We start from the raw sequence: 18,543 nt of genomic DNA on the forward strand, positions 1-18,543 counted from the left end.
GCATGGAACAACAGGTGATCTTAAAAAGTAACCGTTATGGCATCAATCTGATTCTCAATGAGAATCTGCCCTTTGAAGAGTTACTGGATGCAATTATTTTAAAGTTTCATGAGTCAGATAAGTTTTTTAAAAATGCCAGTATCGCGATCACTTTTTCCGGCAGACACCTGTCTACGGAAGAGGAGATACGTATCATAGATGCCATCACGGAACAGACGAGTATCCATATTATCTGTGTGTTAGACAGTGATGAACAAAAAGAACTGGATACGCAAGCACAGATTGAAGAATTTTTAAGGCGTCAGGAGGAAAGCACCGGACAGTTTTATAAAGGGACACTTCGTTCCGGACAGGTCTTAGAGTGTGAATCCAGTGTCGTGATCGTCGGAGATGTGAATCCGGGGGCAAAGATCGTAGCAAGGGGAAACATTGTGGTCTTAGGAAGTTTAGACGGCAATGCCTATGCCGGAGCAGCTGGAAATTCGGAATCATTTGTGGCAGCGCTGCATATGAATCCGATTCAGATAAAAATTGCCGATGTCATTGGCAGAAGCGAAGATAAGAGTCCGTTAGAGAGATTACGCGGACGGAAAAAACAGTTAGAACCTCAGGTAGCATACATAAAAGAGGAAGCCATTTGTATTGATGTCATGAAGAATGGAATGTTTGAAAACTTTTATTAAGCGGAGGTTATAATGGGTGAAGTAATCGTAATAACATCAGGAAAAGGCGGTGTGGGCAAGACAACAACGACTGCTAACATCGGAACAGGTTTGGCACAGATGGATAAAAAGGTCATATTGATCGATACGGACATTGGTCTTAGGAACTTAGATGTTGTTATGGGATTGGAAAACAGGATCGTCTATAATCTGGTAGATGTGATCGAAGGAAACTGTCGTTTAAAGCAGGCAGTCATCAGGGATCGGAAATATCCGAACCTCTATCTGATACCTTCAGCACAGACGAAGGACAAGACAGCCGTCAATCCGGAACAGATGAAAAAACTCACCGAAGAACTGAAAGATGAATTTGATTACATATTGCTGGACTGCCCCGCAGGAATTGAGCAGGGATTTTTAAATGCGATCGCGGGTGCGACAAGAGCAATAGTAGTGACTACTCCGGAAGTCTCAGCAATCCGGGATGCAGACCGTGTGGTCGGACTTTTAGAAGCAGCCGAGATGGAACAGATCGAACTGGTGGTAAACCGTATCAGGATCGATATGGTCAAACGGGGCGACATGATGTCGTTAGAAGATGTCTGTGAAGTATTAGCGATCGAGCTTCTAGGAGCAGTGCCGGACGATGAAGCCATTGTTGTTTCTACAAACCGGGGCGAACCGTTAGTTGGAAGCAGTGCAATGGCAGGTATCGCATACAGTAATATATGCAAAAGAATTTTAGGATATGACGTGCCTCTTATGACTTTTGAAAATAAAACAGGATTTTTTTCAAAAGTATCAGGTTTATTTAGAAGATAGGAGGCAGGCATGGGAATCTGGGATTTATGGAACAGGAAGAGTTCCAAAGATTTTGCGAAGGACAGGTTAAAGCTGTTGTTAGTCTCTGACCGGGCAGGCTGTTCTTCAGAAGTAATGGAACTGATGAAAAACGATATTATCTCTGTGATATCAAAATACATGGAGATTGATGAAGAGGAACTGGATATACAGATTACAAAGACGGAGTCGGAGGACCATCGGGGAATGATCCCTGTCATGGTGGCAAATATTCCAATCCGTGATATCAAGCATAAAGGAAATTAAAGGCGTTATGTTAAAACAGTACAAACTCAAAGATTATGATTTTCGTCTGGTCGCCTATGTGGTGGTGTTGACCATCATCGGAATACTGGTGATCGGAAGTGCAAACAGCTCGGTACAGGGGAAACAGATCCTTGGTCTGGTCTTAGGACTGATCACCATGGTGGTGGTCTCGCTGATGGACTATGAGTTTCTTCTGCGGTTTTCGTGGATATTTTATTTTATTAATATAGTCCTTTTGACACTGGTATTGATTATGGGTGACAAATCAAAAGGTGCTACCCGTTGGGTGGAGATCGCGGGAATCCGCTTTCAGCCGTCAGAGTTAGGTAAGATTCTTTTGATCCTGTTTTTTGCATATTTCTTTGCAAAATATCAGGAGAGTGTCAATCGTCCGAAGGTTCTGATCGGTTCTTTTATCTTAGCGGGAATTCCACTGGCACTGATAAAAAAAGAGCCGGATCTGTCCACAACGATCGTGACAGCACTGATCTTTCTTGTACTGTTATTTATGGCAGGACTCAGCTACAAATTTATTGCGACAGTCCTTGCTGTTTCCGTTCCTTCGGCAGCAATCTTTTTAGCGTTGATCCTGCAGCCGGATCAGAAGATTTTAAGGGGTTATCAGTATAAAAGGATCATGGGATGGCTTCAGCCGGAAAAATATGCAGATGATGCTTACCAGCAGCAGAACTCCATTATGGCGATCGGTTCCGGGCAGTTGTTGGGAAAAGGACTCTATAATACCGATGTCAATTCCGTAAAAAACGGTAATTTTATTTCAGAACCACAGACAGACTTCATTTTTGCGGTAGTTGGAGAGGAAATGGGCTTTTTAGGAAGTGTATTGATCATAATTTTACTCTTACTAATTACCATAGAATGTATTATAATAGCTAAAAGGGCAAAAGATTTATCGGGAAGACTGCTTTGCTGTGGAGTCGCAGCATTGATTGGATTTCAGAGTTTTGTAAACATCTGTGTAGTAACCGGACTGATGCCAAATACCGGTCTTCCACTTCCTTTTGTAAGCTATGGACTGACTTCTTTAGTATCATCATTTATTGGTATCGGGTTAGTCTTAAATGTCGGGTTACAACCTAGAAAATATGGATCGGGGGAACGTACTTCATGAATATTGGGCTGATCGCACATGATGCAAAGAAAAAACTGATGCAGAATTTCTGCATCGCATACAGGGGGATTTTATGTAAAAATGATCTGTATGCCACGGGAACGACAGGACGTCTGATCGAAGAAGTGACAAATATAAACATTCACAAGTATTTAGCGGGACATTTAGGCGGTGTCCAGCAGTTAGGGGCGCAGATATCAGCAAACGAGATCGATCTGGTGATCTTCTTAAGAGATCCGTTGACAAAAAAAGCACACGAACCGGATGTTGCCCTGATAGCACAGCTTTGTGATGAACATAATATTCCGTTAGCAACAAACCTTGCGACAGCGGAGCTTTTGATCAGAGCCTTAGAGCGAGGAGATTTAGACTGGCGTGAAATGTATAAGTAAAAGAAAAAAAGCAGCTGCACTGCTTGGAGTATTTGTCATCGGACTTACCGGCTGCACCTCAAAAGAAGTTGTATTGGAAAATGCCTATGATGTCTGTGACACATCTGCAAAATACGGCATCACGGAAAATGGGGCATCCCAGTCGGCAGAATTCTTTGCAAGGGATTTAGTCGTAACCGAGGATGAGAACCTTGGTTTAGAAAAGACAACCGAACGTGTGGCAGAGGCGGCAGGCGTATTTTTGACTTCCAAAAAAGAAGCCGTATATAAAAAGAATATTTTTGAAAAACTTTATCCGGCGAGCACGACAAAAATACTGACCGCATATGTTGCCTTAAAAAACGGCAATTTAGACGATGTAGTAACCGTCAGTGCCAATGCAGCGAATCAGGCGAGTGATTCTTCGGTCTGTGAATTAAAAGAGGGGGATAAGATCACCTTAAGAGACCTCTTATATGGTCTGATGCTTCGCAGCGGAAATGATGCGGCAGTTGCGATCGCTGAGCATATCAGTGGAAGTTCAGAAGAATTTGTGGTGTTGATGAATGCGGAGGCAAAAGCATTAGGTGCGACCGGTTCGCATTTTGTAACACCGAACGGACTGCATGATGAGGAACACTATTCTACCGTATATGATATGTACCTGTTTATGAATGCTGCGGTGAAAAATGAAACATTCTTAGAAATCATTAAAAGCAGCCGTTATACAGCAAATTATACGGACGCTGCCGGAAATCCGGTAACGAAAGAATGGGACAGCACAAATAAATACTTAATGGGAACAGAACCGATGCCGGAAGGAGTGACGGTCATTGGAGGAAAAACCGGCACGACCGGAGAAGCGAAGTACTGTCTGGTGCAATATAATGAGAACACAGCAAAAGAACCGGTGATCTCGATTGTCCTGAAAGCAGACAGCCGTGATAATATGTATCTTTTAATGAGTGAAATGTTAAAGAATTTTGCGAATTAATGTTGTATTTTCCGACGCGATATATTATAATTATTTTAAGAAAAATCATCGTTGATTTTTGAATTGTATGAAATTTTCTGGGAATCAGGATGATTTTTAAAATTTATTGGTTCGGGAGGAAATGCCATGGTAGAGATTATAGCTGGAGAAAAGGGTAAGGGTAAGACAAAACATCTGTTAGACAGAGTCAACGGAGCAGTTCCTGGTTCTAATGGAAATATCGTATATCTGGACAAGAGCCAGAAACACATGTACGAGTTGAGCAACAAAGTTCGCCTCATCAATGTGAAAGATTATCCGATTGAGGACTGCGATGAATTTATCGGATTTATCTGTGGAATCATTTCACAGGATCACGATTTAGAAGAATTGTACTTAGATAGTTTTCTTACCATTGCGAACATAAAAGACGATGAGTTTGAGCATGCCGTTGAAAAACTGGATTCTATCAGTGAAAAGTATGGAGTGAAAATGACACTCAGCGTTTCAATGAACGAAGCAGATTTTCCGGAAAAAGCGAAATCAAAAATCGTTATTTCTCTTTAATGAGTAAACCGTGAATTTATAATCGCCTTAAGGGTGCAAAGGTCATCCTTAAGGCAATTTTTATGGCTGTGACATGGCATTTACCGGCTTAAGATTTTATAAGTTTTACTTCAAAAATATTGTGAAAAAAGGGGCTTGATGGTACAATATTTTTTGAAGTAATTTTAGAAAGGCAGCAGCATGAAAAAAAAGAACAAAAAAGTTGTCAGATACAGAAAACCACTCCACATCAACATCGGAGTGATCGTATTTGGCATTATTTTGATATATCTGGTATTTAATCTTTTTTTCTATTTTACAAAAAAACATATTTCTGTCTATGAGGTCAATCAGGGAACGATTGCAACCAATCATACATATCGCGGGTTGATCTTAAGAAGTGAAGAGATTGTCGGCTCTGCCGGTGAGGGCGAAGTGACTTATTTTCTAAAGGATGCTTCTAAAGCCGGAACGAAGACTCCTGTTTACAGTTTAGACAGTACAGGCAGCGTATTAGAAAAAATGGATGATGAGAAAAAGGACGGGGATTTATTTACAAAGGACAATTATTTAGAATTAGAGAATACGGTGCAGTCTTATACCGGAAGCTATGACAGTCAGAATTTTTACAGTGTCTATGCATTTAAAGATGAAATGGAAGCAAATATGATGGAGATCCGGAATGTCAATGCACTGAATGCTATTAAGGAAAAGACAGATACTTCCTCGCTGCAAATGCAAAATGCCATCAAGCCGGGCGTAGTGGTATATTATACGGATGGTTATGAAAATGTCAAGACCGACACCTTGACAGAGGCATCTTTTGATGAGAACCAGTACAAAAAAGTGAATTTGAAAGACCAGACGACGGTCGGAAAGAATGTTCCGGTTTATAAACTGATCACTGATGAGAACTGGAATGTTATATTTAAGATATCTAAGGATTTAGCAGAAAAATTAAAGGACGATAATACGGTGGAGGTACTGTTTAAAGATGATGGGAATACAATCTGGGCGTATTATGACATTTTGACCATTGATAAAGAACCTTATCTGAACCTGAAACTCCGTACCTCGATGATCCGGTTTGCAAACCAGCGGTTTATTGATATTGAGCTACTTTTAGATGATGCAAAAGGATTAAAGATCCCAAATTCGGCGATTACTACCAAAAAATTCTTTACCGTTCCAAAGGAATATTTTGTAAAGGGAAAAGGCTCAAATAAAGAGGGTCTGATCGTTACGGGAAAGGACAAGAATACGACTTATATTACACCGGAGATTTTTTACGAAAAAGACGGTATGTACTATATTGATGATGAGAATGTAACGTCCGGAACAGTGATACAGAAGAGTGATTCGAATGAAACCTATACGATTCGTCAGACTGCAAAGCTGAAAGGCGTTTACAATATTAACAAGGGGTATGCGGTGTTTAAGCAGATCGACATACTCTATCAGAATGAAGAATATGCCATTTTAAAGCAGGGAACCGATTACGGTGTTGCCCTGTATGACCATATTGCCTTAAAGGGAAATACGGTAAAAGAGAATGATCTGATTCATTAAAGGAGTGATTTAAAAATGCTAAAAGAAAACTTAGAAGAAGTAGAAGAAAAAATTGCCAAAGCGTGTGAGCGTGCAGGTAGAGCACGAGAGGAAGTAACCCTGATCGCGGTCAGCAAGACAAAACCGGTAGAGATGTTACAGGAGATCTACGATGAGGGAATCCGTGATTTTGGCGAAAATAAAGTACAGGAACTGACAGAAAAATATGAAGTTATGCCAAAAGACATGAAATGGCATATGATTGGACATCTGCAAAGAAATAAAGTAAAATATATTGTGGACAAGGTAACACTGATCCACTCCGTGGACAGTCTGCGTTTAGCAGAGACGATCAGCAGGGAGGCAGAAAAAAAAGGCGTTACGGTTCCGATTTTAATCGAGGTCAATATTGCAGGGGAAGAGACAAAATTTGGACTGTCCTCTAAGGAAGAAGTCATTTCTCTGAGCGAACAGATCGCCGCATTACCGAATCTGTCTGTCAAGGGACTGATGACGGTGGCACCGCCGGCCAAAGATCCGGAGGAAAACCGCCCGTTTTTCCGTGAAATCAGGCAATTATCTGTTGACATAACAAATAAAAACATTGATAATGTAAGTATGGAAATCCTGTCAATGGGAATGACAAATGATTACACCGTAGCCATTGAAGAAGGTGCTACCATGGTCCGGGTTGGAACCGGGATCTTTGGAGCAAGAGACTACAGTAAAAAATAAGTTAGGAGAAGAGACATGGGAGTTTTAGATAAATTTTTAGATGTGATGAAATTAAATCCGGATGATGATGACGATTTCTATGATGATGATTTTCTTGACGATGAAGAAGACGAAGAACCGGTAAGAAAATCCGTATTCCGTAAGAAATCAGACGATGATGTGGATGATATGTTCAATGATCAGAAGGATCGTACTTCTAAGACAACACCGAAGCTGACACCGATCCGTGGTGGAAAGAAAAGCCCGCATAGCAATATGGAGGTCTGCGTGATCAAACCGACTTCGGTAGATGACGCAAGAGAGATTACAGAGACCTTGTTAGATAACCGGACCGTGGTACTCAATGTAGAGGGCTTAGATGTCGATATTGCACAGAGAATCATTGATTTTTCTTCCGGTTCCTGCTTTGCGATCAGCGGAAACCTGCAGAAGATTTCTAACTATATCTTTATTATTACACCACCGGGTGTAGAAATTTCAGGAGATTTTTTGAATCTGATGGATACGTTTGATTCATCATCGATTCAGACTGACTTTTAAGCAATGGGAAATGAACAGGATTTATTACAAAAACGTTTTATAGATTTATCCAAACAGGCAAACAGAAAGGGAATCGTTATTTATAGCGATTTCCTTAATTTGAGTGAACAGAATCTTCTTTCCGTGACAAAAGGAAAGCTAGAGACCTCTTATGAATTGTCCGGAGGACACGAATATGCGGAAAGAAAGATCGCGGCATTCTTGCCGGTCGATTTAGGCTATGAATAGGAATATCCGCTGATCTGTTTAAAAATCCGGCCGGCATATCCGAAATTTGCGGATACACTGACACACAGGGATGTCCTTGGTGCAGTGATGAATTTAGGATTAGAGCGGGCGAAAATAGGAGATATCCTCTGTCAAAAGAACGATTACTATCTGTTTTGTAAAGAAAATATGGCAGATTATCTTACCGAGTCACTTCAAAAGATCAAACATACACTTGTCACGGTGAATGAGGTGGATTCCCCACAGGACAGTATCCAACCGGAATTTATTGAAAAAAGCGGGATTATCAGCTCGAATCGTCTTGACAGCATTGTGGCATGTCTGATCGGCTGTTCTAGGAACGAAGCCGTAAAATTGATCCAGAGCGGTAAGGTCTATGCCAATGGATTAGAGATTCTGCACAATACTTATACCTGTAAGGAGGGGGATGTCCTTTCCGTGCGTTCCCATGGAAAATATATCTTTGATTCCTTAGCGGGTGAGACAAAAAAGGGTAGACAAAAAATTAAATATAGAATATATAGTTAGGAGAAACACTTATGAAACAAGGAGAAAACAGACTTTCGGTGTCATATGACGGGGAATGGATCTATGATATCGTCTTAGAATCCTCTTATGGACAACTTTTAGATGCACTTGCTCCGGTTTTGAAAGGCCGAAATGAAAAAAATGTCAAAATATGTATTGTAACGGATTCGAACGTGGCAAAAATACACAAAAATGAAGTTGAAGAAATCTTAAAATCCGGATATTCCACTGTAAAAACCTTTGTTTTTGAATCTGGAGAAGCAAATAAAAACCTGAACACAATCGAAAAGTTATATGAATATTTAATAATTAACCATTTTGAACGCAATGATTTGCTGATCGCACTCGGTGGCGGAGTTGTCGGTGACATGACCGGATTTGTGGCAGCGACCTATTTAAGAGGGATTGATTTTGTCCAGATACCGACAACACTCTTAGCACAGGTGGACAGCAGCATCGGCGGAAAGACCGGTGTGGACTTTGCACAGTATAAAAATATGGTGGGAGCGTTTAACCAGCCCAAATTAGTCTATATGAATTTGGATGTTTTAAAGACACTTCCAAAGGAACAGTTTGCTTCCGGTATGGCAGAAGCATTAAAATCCGGTCTGATCAGGGATCAGGAATATTTTATATATCTGTGTGATGAAATAAAGGCGATCCAAAGTCTGGAGCAGGAGGCAATCTTACGCACGGTATCAGGAAGCTGTAAGATCAAACGGGAAGTGGTGCAGAATGATCCGAAAGAAAAAGGAGAACGTGCACTGTTAAACTTCGGACATACGATCGGACATGCTATCGAGAAATTATCGGACTTTACCTTATATCATGGAGAGTGTGTAGCACTTGGAATGGTTGCAGCCGCTTATATTTCCTTTAAATCAGGGAATATTTCTAAGGAAGATTTAGAAAAGATTGAGCATATTATTTCCGCTTATAATCTTCCTATACGGCTTAAAACAGCAAAAATGAGTGCTGATGATGTCTTAGCTGCAACGAAGTCAGATAAGAAAATGGAGGATGGACGCGTAAAATTTGTTTTATTGCATGCGATCGGCGATGCCTATATCAGCAGAGAAGTGTCCGATGAGATGTTATCAGACGGAATCCGGTATGTGCTGCAGTAAAAAGAAAGGAACTATGGAACGATGAGTCAAAATACAGGAAAGAAATCGTTGGGATTTCATTTGATTTTCTGGTTAGGAAGCGTCTGTTTACTGCTTTTAGACCAGTGGACGAAATATTTAGCCTGCATCCATTTAAAAGACCGGATTCCGGTATCTGTGATAGAGGATGTATTTTGTCTGCAATATTTAGAAAACCGGGGAGCTGCCTTTGGGATTTTGCAGGGGCAAAAAGTCTTTTTTGTTCTGATCACATTGGTGTTTTTGTTCCTTGTATTCTGGATCTATCATTGTCTGCCGGCAGATCGACGTTTTTATCCGGTCTATGTTACAATGATGCTTTTATTGTCCGGTGCGGTTGGAAATTTTATTGATCGTATTTTTAGGAATTATGTGGTGGATTTTTTCTATTTTGAACTGATCAATTTCCCGATCTTTAATGTGGCAGATATTTATGTGACTTGCGGAGCGGCACTGTTCTTTATCGTGTTTATTTTTGTATACAAAGAAGAAGATGTGAATGAGATGAGCAGATTGCTCTTTCCGTGGAAGAAGAAAGATAAAAACGGAAAATAAGAAATAACCTGTTAAGAGGATTGGAATTTTATGGAAAAACATTGTTTTACAGCAGATATAGAGCATGAAGATCAAAGGATTGACCGTTATCTGACAGAAATGCTGCCGGAACAGTCACGTTCCTTTTTTCAGAAGCTGATCAGGGATGGCTTTGTAATAGTAAACCATATAATTGTAAAGGTTAACTATCGGCTAAAGACCGGAGATGTTATAGAAATTGACATTCCGGATGCCGTACCAACCGAAATTGTACCGGAAAACATCCCATTAGATATTCTTTACGAAGACGATGATCTGTTAATTGTTAACAAGCCGAAGGGAATGGTTGTCCATCCGGCTGTCGGACATTCTACGGGAACTTTGGTAAATGCGATCATGTATCATTGTCAGGGAAATTTATCGGGAATCAATGGCGAGATCCGTCCGGGCATTGTACACCGTATCGATAAGGATACGACGGGTTCTCTGATCATTTGTAAAAACGATGAGGCACATCGTAATATTGCAGAGCAGATCAAGGAACATTCTGTGACCAGACGTTATGTGGGTGTCGTAGCCGGTACGTTTTCAGAAGAAAGCGGTACGGTGGAAGGTGCGATCGGAAGGCATCCGAATGACCGCAAGAGAATGACGATCAATGAAAAAAACGGAAAACCTGCAGTAACTCATTACCGTGTCCTTCAGACCTTAAAAGGCGCTTCTTTTATGGAATTTGAGTTAGAGACCGGACGCACACATCAGATCCGCGTCCATATGGCAAGTATTTCCCATCCGCTGCTGGGCGATACGGTTTATGGCAACTCAAAAAATCCGTACAAGTTGCAGGGACAGGCATTACATGCGCGGACCATCGGATTTATTCATCCGACTACCGGCGAATATATCGAAGTGTCTGCACCAATTCCGGAATATATGACAGAACTTGTGCGTAAATTGAGTTGAAAATTCTGATTATTTCCGAAAAAACTATACAAATATCGTAAAATAGTATATAATACTCTTAGAAAAAGGAACGTTTCCTTTGAACGAAAAGAAGGGTGGGATGGCTATGAGTAACTTTGTAATTACCATTGGTCGTGAATTTGGAAGTAACGGAAAGAAAATCGGCGAAGAGGTTGCAAAGCGGCTTGGAATCAAATGCTATGATAAGGAATTATTATCATTAGCAGCAAAAGACAGTGGATTTTGTGAAGAAATCCTAGAAAGTAATGATGAAAAGCCGACGCGCAGCTTTTTATATTCTTTGGTTATGGATACTTATTCCATGAATCATTATTCTACAGCACCGTTTTTGGATATGCCTTTAAATCAGAAAGTCTTTTTAGCACAATATGAGGCAATCCAGAAAATTGCCGGCAGGGAATCCTGTGTCATTGTTGGACGCTGTGCAGATTATGCTCTTCATAATCATGAAAAATGCCTGAATGTATTTATCCATGCAGATAAAGATGTCCGCATTGAAGAGGTGTGCAAACGAATGGATATCTCCGTAAATAAAGCAAAAGACATGATCCAGAAACAGGATAAACAACGTGCAAGTTATTACAACTATTACAGCAATAAAAAATGGGGAGATTCCAGAAACTATCATCTGACTTTAGACAGCTCCGTGCTTGGTATTGATGGCTGTGTAGATATGATCTTAGCATGCAGAGAAAAAATGTTAGAGAAAAAATAACAATAAAGCATACGGTATAACGCTTTGAAAAACTGATGTTTTTTAGATATTGTACGTTGGTAAATAAATCAAAATATAGTTTTAGGAAAAAGTCGATTTTTATCGGCTTTTTTCTTACTTATTTTAATCTAATTTTCAAATAAGTGCAATAAACATTTGTAAATAATTCAAAATTAAAATATAATTAGCATATAGTTCAAAATTAAATACATATTTTGCAAATAATTCAAAATGAGAGGATATGAGATGGAATTCACGAAACCAATAGCTATGCAGAGGAGTACACATTATGGAAATAATTATTTTTCTGTTTATAGTAATAAAATAAAACGAGTAGTTCACCTTTTTTCTAATTTAGAATATTACAATTTTCTTACATTAGAAACCAATCCACAAGTAGAAACTTTTTGTGAGCAACCTCTAAAAATTGAAATTATACAAGACAATAAAATTAAACATGCCATATTTGATATGTGGGTACGGTATTCTAATGGAAGAGAGGAATTGCAGGAAGTAAAGTATTCGTCTGAATTGGTTGGAGAAACCAAGCAAGCTGTTCGTTCACAAGAACAAATTCGTAGAGAGGAAACATGGTGTAAAGAAAATTCTATAGAATTTGTAATTCGTACGGAAAAAGATATTATAGAAGGACGGTTCTTTTTAAATAACTTAAGTATTATTGCTTCAAGGGTACGACGTTATATACCGACCGAAGACATGTATTATAATCCATCCATTATAGAAATACTATCAAAAAATGGCTCTTTAACCATAGGAGAATTAATTTCAAATAAATTACTACCAATTGGAAATGAGCTTAATCACATATGTTATTTATACAGTGCAGGAATTATAACGATGAATATTGCTGAAAGACCACTTGATAATAAAATGGGGGTGTCGTTATGCCAGAAAAAATAAATTTGTCTGCATTAAGAGAGAAGAGAGATACATGGTCTGAACTAAATTTAGAAGTAATGGACGAGGATGTTAAAAGCAAATATCTACAAAGAAAAAAGGCTGTAGATTTATATATTGATGGAATGTCCCCATCCAAAGTATCAGAACAAACAGGAATATCATCAGGAGAAGTCATTAGATTAGTTCATAGATGCTCTGATTTAAACAAAAGTGGGAATATGGCAGGATATAAAGCACTTTTACCTAATAATCGTACATCTGATATATTGGGGAAATTTAATAAACTATTCTTGGAATATCCAACATTGGAATCTTTTGTGCTTGGGAATTATTTTGGGGACAAACATTATACATTAGAGCATAATATGAATATAAGATCCTTACATACTAAATTCAGGGAAGAATGTATTAGATTAGGAATTCAGGATTATGAATATCCGTTATGCCTTAAAGATAATGGCTATGATGCACTTTATAGATATCTAAAGAGAAAAGAAAAAGAAATGCAGCAATTAGCGATAAAAAGAGCAACCAAAACCAGTCAGCAACATTTTGCAATTACTAGTTACGGAGAATCATATAATATTAATCCAATTGCTCCTTATAATATTGTGCAACTCGATGGTCATAAGATAGATATGATTTATTCAGTAGAAGTAGAAAATGAACATGGTGAAGTTATAAGGATGCCGGCAACACGAGCGTGGCTTATTACAGTCATGGATGTTGCTACAAGAGCAATCATAGGATATGCAATGTCTCCTTATGAGAATTATAATCAACACGATGTATTGCAGGCTATTTATAATGCAATTAAACCACATAAAAAAATAAACTTTTCGCATGAATCTTTAAAATATCCTGAAAACGATGGATTTCCTTCGTTATGTATTCCAGAAACAAAATGGGCTGCATTTGATGTGATTATGCTTGATAATGCTAAATCACACCTTGCTCAAAATGTTATATATAAGTTAAACGAAGGAATAAAATGTGTTACTAATTTTGGATCGGTAGCAACACCAGAGACTAGAGGTATTGTAGAAAGATTTTTTAGGACTTTAGAGATGGGGGGATTCCATCGCCTCCCGGGGACAACTGGCAGTCATATATATGATAATAAAAGAAATAATCCTGAAAAAGAAGCCGTAAAATATGAAATTTCTTATAATGATATTTGTGAACTTGTAGAATATTTGATAGCTGAATACAACAATAGTGCACATTCTAAATTAGAAAATCAAACACCACTACAAGTAATGGCTAGGCGCATACATGCAGGAATGCAACCATATATAGTCCCTGTGTCTCAAAGACAAACTATTGAAAAATTAACATACTTTACTGAAGAGAGAATATTGAGAGGTGGATATAAAACAGGTACAAGACCATATTTATCTTATTTGGGTGTACGTTATCATGCGGTTGACGTTCAAATTCCTATGCAATATGTAGGAAAGAAAGTATATATTGAGGTTAATCCAGAGGATGTAAGCCATGTTAAACTTTATGATACACAAGGTATTTTCTTGGCAGATATGATTGCTACTGGTGAATGGGGAAAACGACCACATTCTATAAAAACACATAAAGCTGCATTAAAAAGAAAGAGTAAAAATCTTGACAATAATTCTTTATTTACACCTCATCTTACAGAGTTTGAAGAAGACTTGCGAAAGAATGCAAAAAACAGCAGACGTGATCGAACATTTGCAAACATTATGCAAAAAGAAAATTGTGAAAAAAAAGAAGAAGTTAAAAGGATGAACTCCAATAAAGTTAAAAATAGCAAGCGCTCTAATACTCATAATGAATATTCAAAAGAAGAAATGGCGTTAATCGATTCCATGTCAATTGAAGAAGCGTATAGGAAAGGACTTATTTGAAGAACAGTAATAATATAACACAGAATTTTGATATAACTGAATTAGAACGATATTTGGGTTCAATTAAATATACCATTCCAACCAAATCTATTATGGATTTACAACATAAAGTGGAAGAATGGATATCCATGAATGACTGTGGTGCTATAATATATGGTGAATCTCGTACAGGAAAAACAAGAGCTATCCGGTATATTTCTACTCATCTAAAAGAGAAATATGGAACACAATTACCAATTTATACATTATGTGCAACAGATCATATTTCAACACAAAAGACCTTTTACTCAAGTTTATTAACGGCTATTGGTCATGAAGATGCCCATAAAGGAACTGCTGTACAAATGCGTCAACGTATAGTAAATCGTATTATAGTAAATGCCCTGGATACAAAGTACCGGAGAGCAATTCTGTTTGTTGATGAAGCCTATTTGCTTCACGACAAAGAGTACTTATGGCTTATTGATATATATAATGAGCTTAATCTGAATGATATTTTGTTTACTGTGTTTTTATTTGGAACTAGGGAATTAAAGGAACAGAAAACCGGTTATATACGAGCTGGGAAAAAACAGATTGTTCTTCGCTTTATGGTAAATGAATTTGAATTTATGGGAATTACATGTAAAAAAGATGCAGCGATTTGCTTGTCTAGTATGGACAAACCGTTTAAAATCTTCGGATATGATCAAAGTATTATTCTGTCAAAATTATTTTTTCCAGAGGCATATAAAGATGGACTAAAATTATATAGTTATGTCGAAGAATTGTGGAAAGCATTTGAAGTTGTAAAACAACAAAATAATATACAGACAGATCAGATCCTTATGAAACATTTTATGGACACGATCATATATTGCTTTAGGCAATATGGTGCATATAATAAACAATTATATGCACCAACTACAGAAGAATGGATTGCAAGCATTATAGGCAGCGGATTTGTTATATCTCAAATTTGATAGGAGATTAGTTGTGAAAGAACCTACATATACTTGGAAAACAGAATATATTCTTCCATATGAATCTTATTGGAGTATACGAGCGAAATTTTGCTATTTAAATGCAGAGAAATATTCGAATTTCTCAAAAATTAATAGAGATAAAAAAATCATAAAAACTCCGTCAGTGTTTGAATGTATTCCTAAAAGTCTAAAACCATTTTATATTCAGAGAACTTTTGAAAGAAAAGTATATATATGTCCAATATGTATAATAAATGGTTATCATTCTATTTTTCATCAATGGAATATATTTAAAAACTGTTTTATTCATTTGAAAACAACTTTAATAAAAACTGACTATGAGTTTCAATATCCCAAATATGATTCTGGCAGACAGGATTTTTATGAACAGCAGAGTAATGTTACTGTAGAAACAATAGTTCAGAATCATAATATCCGCAAAAAGATTCTGAAAGCAGTTAAACCACTTTCAGAAGTGAACAGTAAATATTCTGTGTTTGATTTCACAGATGGAATAAGTAGCTGTAATGGCTATTATGATAGTGTGAAAAAATTTATATTAAAAAACATTTTTCAAATTTCAGTAGAGTCATCGAAAAAGTGTATTTTGGCAATTAAAAAAGAAAATATTTTAGATGAAACGTCAAAACTTTTGTATTTAACATATTGTGAAGTATGGAACTATTTCTTTTTATACAATAAAAACCATGAAATGGTTACAAGCAACACCTTAGATGAATATACTTCTAAATCCTTATGTTATGTCGACAATAAAGCATTATATACTACATACCCAACAGTGGATGCAACAGCACTATGCATGAAAAATATTGTGTATAAATTTATAGATCATAAATGTGGCAATTTAGACATGTTTTATGATTATTGTAGTGAATTGTGGCGCAATCCCTCTAGCAGACAATTACGTACCTATTCTCATAAAGAAATTTATGCTGGAATATTAAGTATATATGCAATGACGGGCATAAATGATCCGGCATATTTTTTAGAATTATGGGATAAATGGAAAACTCGAGAATTTTATTGCCAATTTTCACTTAATATATTAAGTGATTTACATAAAGTTACAAATTGGTATCATACATATGAAAATTCAGGATTATTAGTTTTGAAATCTTATATTTTATCATTTACAATTCTACAGGATCTATTTTATACTTTAAATCAATATATTTTATATAAAATAGACGCAGGGGAGATTGATCTAATGGATGAAAATATTTTACATAGAAACCATAAAATAAAAGCCCCACAATACATTATTGAAGAAGATGAAAAGCATATTGTCAAAATTTACCGTTTTATACCTGAAGATACAGAGACATAGGATTATATAATTTGTATTTATTTGAAATTAAAACTATATTTTAATTTTTAACTATTTGCAAAATAGTATTTTAATTTTAAAATAGTTACCAATAATTTTATCCTAATTTTGAAATATTTACCAATGATCGCACCTTGATTTTGAAGTATTTACCAATTAAATAACTATAACATTGGGTTAGAGCACCTGCTATATGGCGAATTTTGAGAAAAATACCAACCATATTTTGATTTATTTACCAACGTACAGATATAACGTTTTGCCGTATGCTTATTTATTTTTACCACAAACTATTCGTTAAACTATTGTTTTGCGAATAGATGCATGCCACTTAGAACCGGTTACGCCCTTTACTTCGGAATCTTATACCATACATTAGATCCGGTATTCGGATTTGGTGCCCAGGTACCTTCCGGACCGTCACCGGAGTTATATACATAATAGGAATCCTTGTATTTTACAAGGTCACCGCGTTTGATACCTGAAATACGTTCATCATCGTCAGTCATTTCATAGATTTTTCCGGTCAGTTTCTCTGTAGATGTCCAAGGATATACTTCACCGCCAGGTCCGGATGCGGCACGTTCTCTGGTTAAAGTTAAATCCTTTGTGATCACATAATAAGAACCTTCATATTCAAAAATACCGCTTGGATGATAGAGAATTTCTTCGTAATTATCTTTAAAATCCTCTGACTTTGGCCATACACCGGAATTAATAGCAAGATCTGTACCCGGAAAAGTTTTTCCGGAATCCTTGTTGCCATTGTCCGTATCAGAAGGTGCTCCATGCACACTGCATACAATCTGGTTGATGCCGTCTCCGTTTGCTTCCCACGAATAAGTTCCCTTCGATGGGCAGAGTTTTCTGTTTTTATAGTTTTCCATTAATTTGTTATAAGCTTCTTTTAAAGAATCATAAGTGCCATCCGCATATTTGGCGTTCATTTCTTTATAAAGGCGGTCACGGTTTTCAAGGCAGACTGCAGCTCTTGCTTCTTTTAGATGTTTCACATAAGCGGCAGCTAAAAATCCGGCAAGAATTGCCAGGATGGCAATTACAATAATCAATTCTACTAAGGAAAACCCCTGATTATTTTTGACTTTTTTGTGTTTCATTGTCTCTTCATCTCCTAAAATTTTTTCTAAAACAGCTCTTCTGAATCTAACATAATGGTAAACGGTCCGTCATTCACTAAAGAAACCTTCATATCAGCTCCGAAAATACCGGTCTGCACGTTGGACACGGACTGTCTGGTCTGTTCAATGATGTATTCATATAGCTGGTTGGCATGCTCCGGTTTTCCTGCCCGGACAAAGGAAGGACGATTTCCTTTCTTACAATTAGCATAAAGTGTAAACTGTGAAACTAATAAAAGGCTTCCTTCAACATCGGATAAAGACAAATTAGTTTTATGATTTTCATCTTCAAATATGCGAAGCCCTAACATCTTTTTTATCATACGGTCTGCAATCTGCGTATCATCGGTGTCACTGATACCGATCAATACCAAAAAACCTTTTTCAATGGCACCGGTGACATTTCCATCTACCTGCACGGATGCTTCATCTACACATTGTATTAAAAAACGCATTTTGTACACTCCTGTTCTTCTGTTTTCCTAACCTATCACCATAGCAATTATACAAGATTTATAGTATAATGTCACTAGATT

General features: G+C 37.3%; 22 protein-coding genes. 20 read left to right on the forward strand and 2 right to left on the reverse strand.

The features are described from left to right. Nucleotides 1–2 precede the first annotated feature (2 nt). The 20 genes from WMO43_RS07105 to WMO43_RS07200 all read left to right on the forward strand — a co-directional run bounded on the left by WMO43_RS07105 (nucleotide 3) and on the right by WMO43_RS07200 (nucleotide 16,868). Complete coding sequence (locus WMO43_RS07105) at nucleotides 3–683, forward strand: septum site-determining protein MinC (RefSeq protein WP_177962633.1); 681 nt, start codon at nucleotides 3–5, stop codon at nucleotides 681–683. A gap of 12 nt (nucleotides 684–695) precedes the next feature. Then, complete coding sequence (gene minD, locus WMO43_RS07110) at nucleotides 696–1,484, forward strand: septum site-determining protein MinD (RefSeq protein ID WP_177962634.1); 789 nt, start codon at nucleotides 696–698, stop codon at nucleotides 1,482–1,484. Nucleotides 1,485–1,493: 9 nt separating this feature from the next. Then, the gene (gene minE / locus WMO43_RS07115) at nucleotides 1,494–1,769 is read left to right on the forward strand and encodes a cell division topological specificity factor MinE (protein ID WP_177962635.1); all 276 of its coding nucleotides are present in this window, start codon (nucleotides 1,494–1,496) and stop codon (nucleotides 1,767–1,769) included. 7 nt (nucleotides 1,770–1,776) lie between these two features. Next, nucleotides 1,777–2,901, forward strand: a complete 1,125-nt coding sequence (locus tag WMO43_RS07120) for an FtsW/RodA/SpoVE family cell cycle protein (RefSeq protein WP_353530712.1) — start codon at nucleotides 1,777–1,779, stop codon at nucleotides 2,899–2,901. Continuing rightward, nucleotides 2,898–3,293 (forward strand): methylglyoxal synthase, encoded by a 396-nt coding sequence (locus WMO43_RS07125; RefSeq protein WP_177962637.1) that lies wholly within the window; start codon nucleotides 2,898–2,900, stop codon nucleotides 3,291–3,293. The genes WMO43_RS07120 and WMO43_RS07125 overlap by 4 nt, the downstream gene beginning before the upstream one ends. Further along, a complete protein-coding gene (locus WMO43_RS07130; RefSeq protein ID WP_353530713.1) occupies nucleotides 3,277–4,266 on the forward strand; it encodes a D-alanyl-D-alanine carboxypeptidase family protein in 990 nt (329 codons plus the stop codon). The genes WMO43_RS07125 and WMO43_RS07130 overlap by 17 nt, the downstream gene beginning before the upstream one ends. Before the next feature lie 126 nt (nucleotides 4,267–4,392). After that, nucleotides 4,393–4,812, forward strand: coding sequence for a twitching motility protein PilT (locus WMO43_RS07135; protein WP_353530714.1), 420 nt, complete (start codon nucleotides 4,393–4,395; stop codon nucleotides 4,810–4,812). Between the two features lie 180 nt (nucleotides 4,813–4,992). Further along, complete coding sequence (locus tag WMO43_RS07140; protein WP_353530715.1) at nucleotides 4,993–6,360, forward strand: biotin/lipoyl attachment domain-containing protein; 1,368 nt, start codon at nucleotides 4,993–4,995, stop codon at nucleotides 6,358–6,360. A gap of 15 nt (nucleotides 6,361–6,375) precedes the next feature. Continuing rightward, the gene (locus WMO43_RS07145) at nucleotides 6,376–7,074 is read left to right on the forward strand and encodes a YggS family pyridoxal phosphate-dependent enzyme (protein WP_353530716.1); all 699 of its coding nucleotides are present in this window, start codon (nucleotides 6,376–6,378) and stop codon (nucleotides 7,072–7,074) included. A gap of 15 nt (nucleotides 7,075–7,089) precedes the next feature. Beyond that, nucleotides 7,090–7,614 (forward strand): cell division protein SepF, encoded by a 525-nt coding sequence (locus tag WMO43_RS07150; RefSeq protein ID WP_177963346.1) that lies wholly within the window; start codon nucleotides 7,090–7,092, stop codon nucleotides 7,612–7,614. A 3-nt stretch (nucleotides 7,615–7,617) separates the two neighbouring features. Next, nucleotides 7,618–7,842 carry a hypothetical protein gene (locus WMO43_RS07155; protein ID WP_353530717.1) on the forward strand — a complete coding sequence of 75 codons (225 nt, stop codon included), beginning with the start codon at nucleotides 7,618–7,620 and terminating at the stop codon, nucleotides 7,840–7,842. Between the two features lie 24 nt (nucleotides 7,843–7,866). Beyond that, nucleotides 7,867–8,370, forward strand: coding sequence for a YlmH/Sll1252 family protein (locus tag WMO43_RS07160; protein WP_353530792.1), 504 nt, complete (start codon nucleotides 7,867–7,869; stop codon nucleotides 8,368–8,370). A gap of 11 nt (nucleotides 8,371–8,381) precedes the next feature. Next, nucleotides 8,382–9,497: a 3-dehydroquinate synthase gene (gene aroB, locus WMO43_RS07165; protein WP_353530718.1), complete on the forward strand. Its 1,116-nt coding sequence runs from the start codon at nucleotides 8,382–8,384 to the stop codon at nucleotides 9,495–9,497. Between the two features lie 21 nt (nucleotides 9,498–9,518). Beyond that, entirely contained in the window at nucleotides 9,519–10,070 is a 552-nt protein-coding gene (gene lspA / locus WMO43_RS07170) for a signal peptidase II (RefSeq protein WP_353530719.1), read from the forward strand. A gap of 30 nt (nucleotides 10,071–10,100) precedes the next feature. Further along, the gene (locus WMO43_RS07175; RefSeq protein WP_177963342.1) at nucleotides 10,101–11,012 is read left to right on the forward strand and encodes an RluA family pseudouridine synthase; all 912 of its coding nucleotides are present in this window, start codon (nucleotides 10,101–10,103) and stop codon (nucleotides 11,010–11,012) included. Between the two features lie 106 nt (nucleotides 11,013–11,118). After that, nucleotides 11,119–11,748: a cytidylate kinase-like family protein gene (locus WMO43_RS07180; RefSeq protein WP_353530720.1), complete on the forward strand. Its 630-nt coding sequence runs from the start codon at nucleotides 11,119–11,121 to the stop codon at nucleotides 11,746–11,748. A 246-nt stretch (nucleotides 11,749–11,994) separates the two neighbouring features. Next, nucleotides 11,995–12,669 carry a TnsA endonuclease N-terminal domain-containing protein gene (locus WMO43_RS07185; RefSeq protein ID WP_353530721.1) on the forward strand — a complete coding sequence of 225 codons (675 nt, stop codon included), beginning with the start codon at nucleotides 11,995–11,997 and terminating at the stop codon, nucleotides 12,667–12,669. Then, nucleotides 12,654–14,555, forward strand: a complete 1,902-nt coding sequence (locus WMO43_RS07190) for a TnsB C-terminal domain-containing protein (RefSeq protein WP_353530722.1) — start codon at nucleotides 12,654–12,656, stop codon at nucleotides 14,553–14,555. The genes WMO43_RS07185 and WMO43_RS07190 overlap by 16 nt, the downstream gene beginning before the upstream one ends. Then, nucleotides 14,552–15,517 (forward strand): ATP-binding protein, encoded by a 966-nt coding sequence (locus WMO43_RS07195; RefSeq protein ID WP_353530723.1) that lies wholly within the window; start codon nucleotides 14,552–14,554, stop codon nucleotides 15,515–15,517. The genes WMO43_RS07190 and WMO43_RS07195 overlap by 4 nt, the downstream gene beginning before the upstream one ends. A 13-nt stretch (nucleotides 15,518–15,530) precedes the next feature. After that, nucleotides 15,531–16,868, forward strand: a complete 1,338-nt coding sequence (locus WMO43_RS07200) for a hypothetical protein (protein ID WP_353530724.1) — start codon at nucleotides 15,531–15,533, stop codon at nucleotides 16,866–16,868. Nucleotides 16,869–17,218: 350 nt separating this feature from the next. Here the strand turns inward: WMO43_RS07200 and WMO43_RS07205 are convergent, their stop codons facing one another. Both WMO43_RS07205 and dtd read right to left on the reverse strand, forming a co-directional pair. After that, nucleotides 17,219–17,986, reverse strand: coding sequence for a prepilin-type N-terminal cleavage/methylation domain-containing protein (locus tag WMO43_RS07205; protein ID WP_353530725.1), 768 nt, complete (start codon nucleotides 17,984–17,986; stop codon nucleotides 17,219–17,221). A gap of 26 nt (nucleotides 17,987–18,012) precedes the next feature. Beyond that, the gene (dtd, locus tag WMO43_RS07210) at nucleotides 18,013–18,462 is read right to left on the reverse strand and encodes a D-aminoacyl-tRNA deacylase (RefSeq protein ID WP_353530726.1); all 450 of its coding nucleotides are present in this window, start codon (nucleotides 18,460–18,462) and stop codon (nucleotides 18,013–18,015) included. Nucleotides 18,463–18,543: the final 81 nt, after the last annotated feature.

The sequence above is a fragment of the Maccoyibacter intestinihominis genome, from assembly GCF_040096355.1.
GTDB classification, from domain to species: Bacteria; Bacillota; Clostridia; order Lachnospirales; family Lachnospiraceae; genus Maccoyibacter; species Maccoyibacter intestinihominis.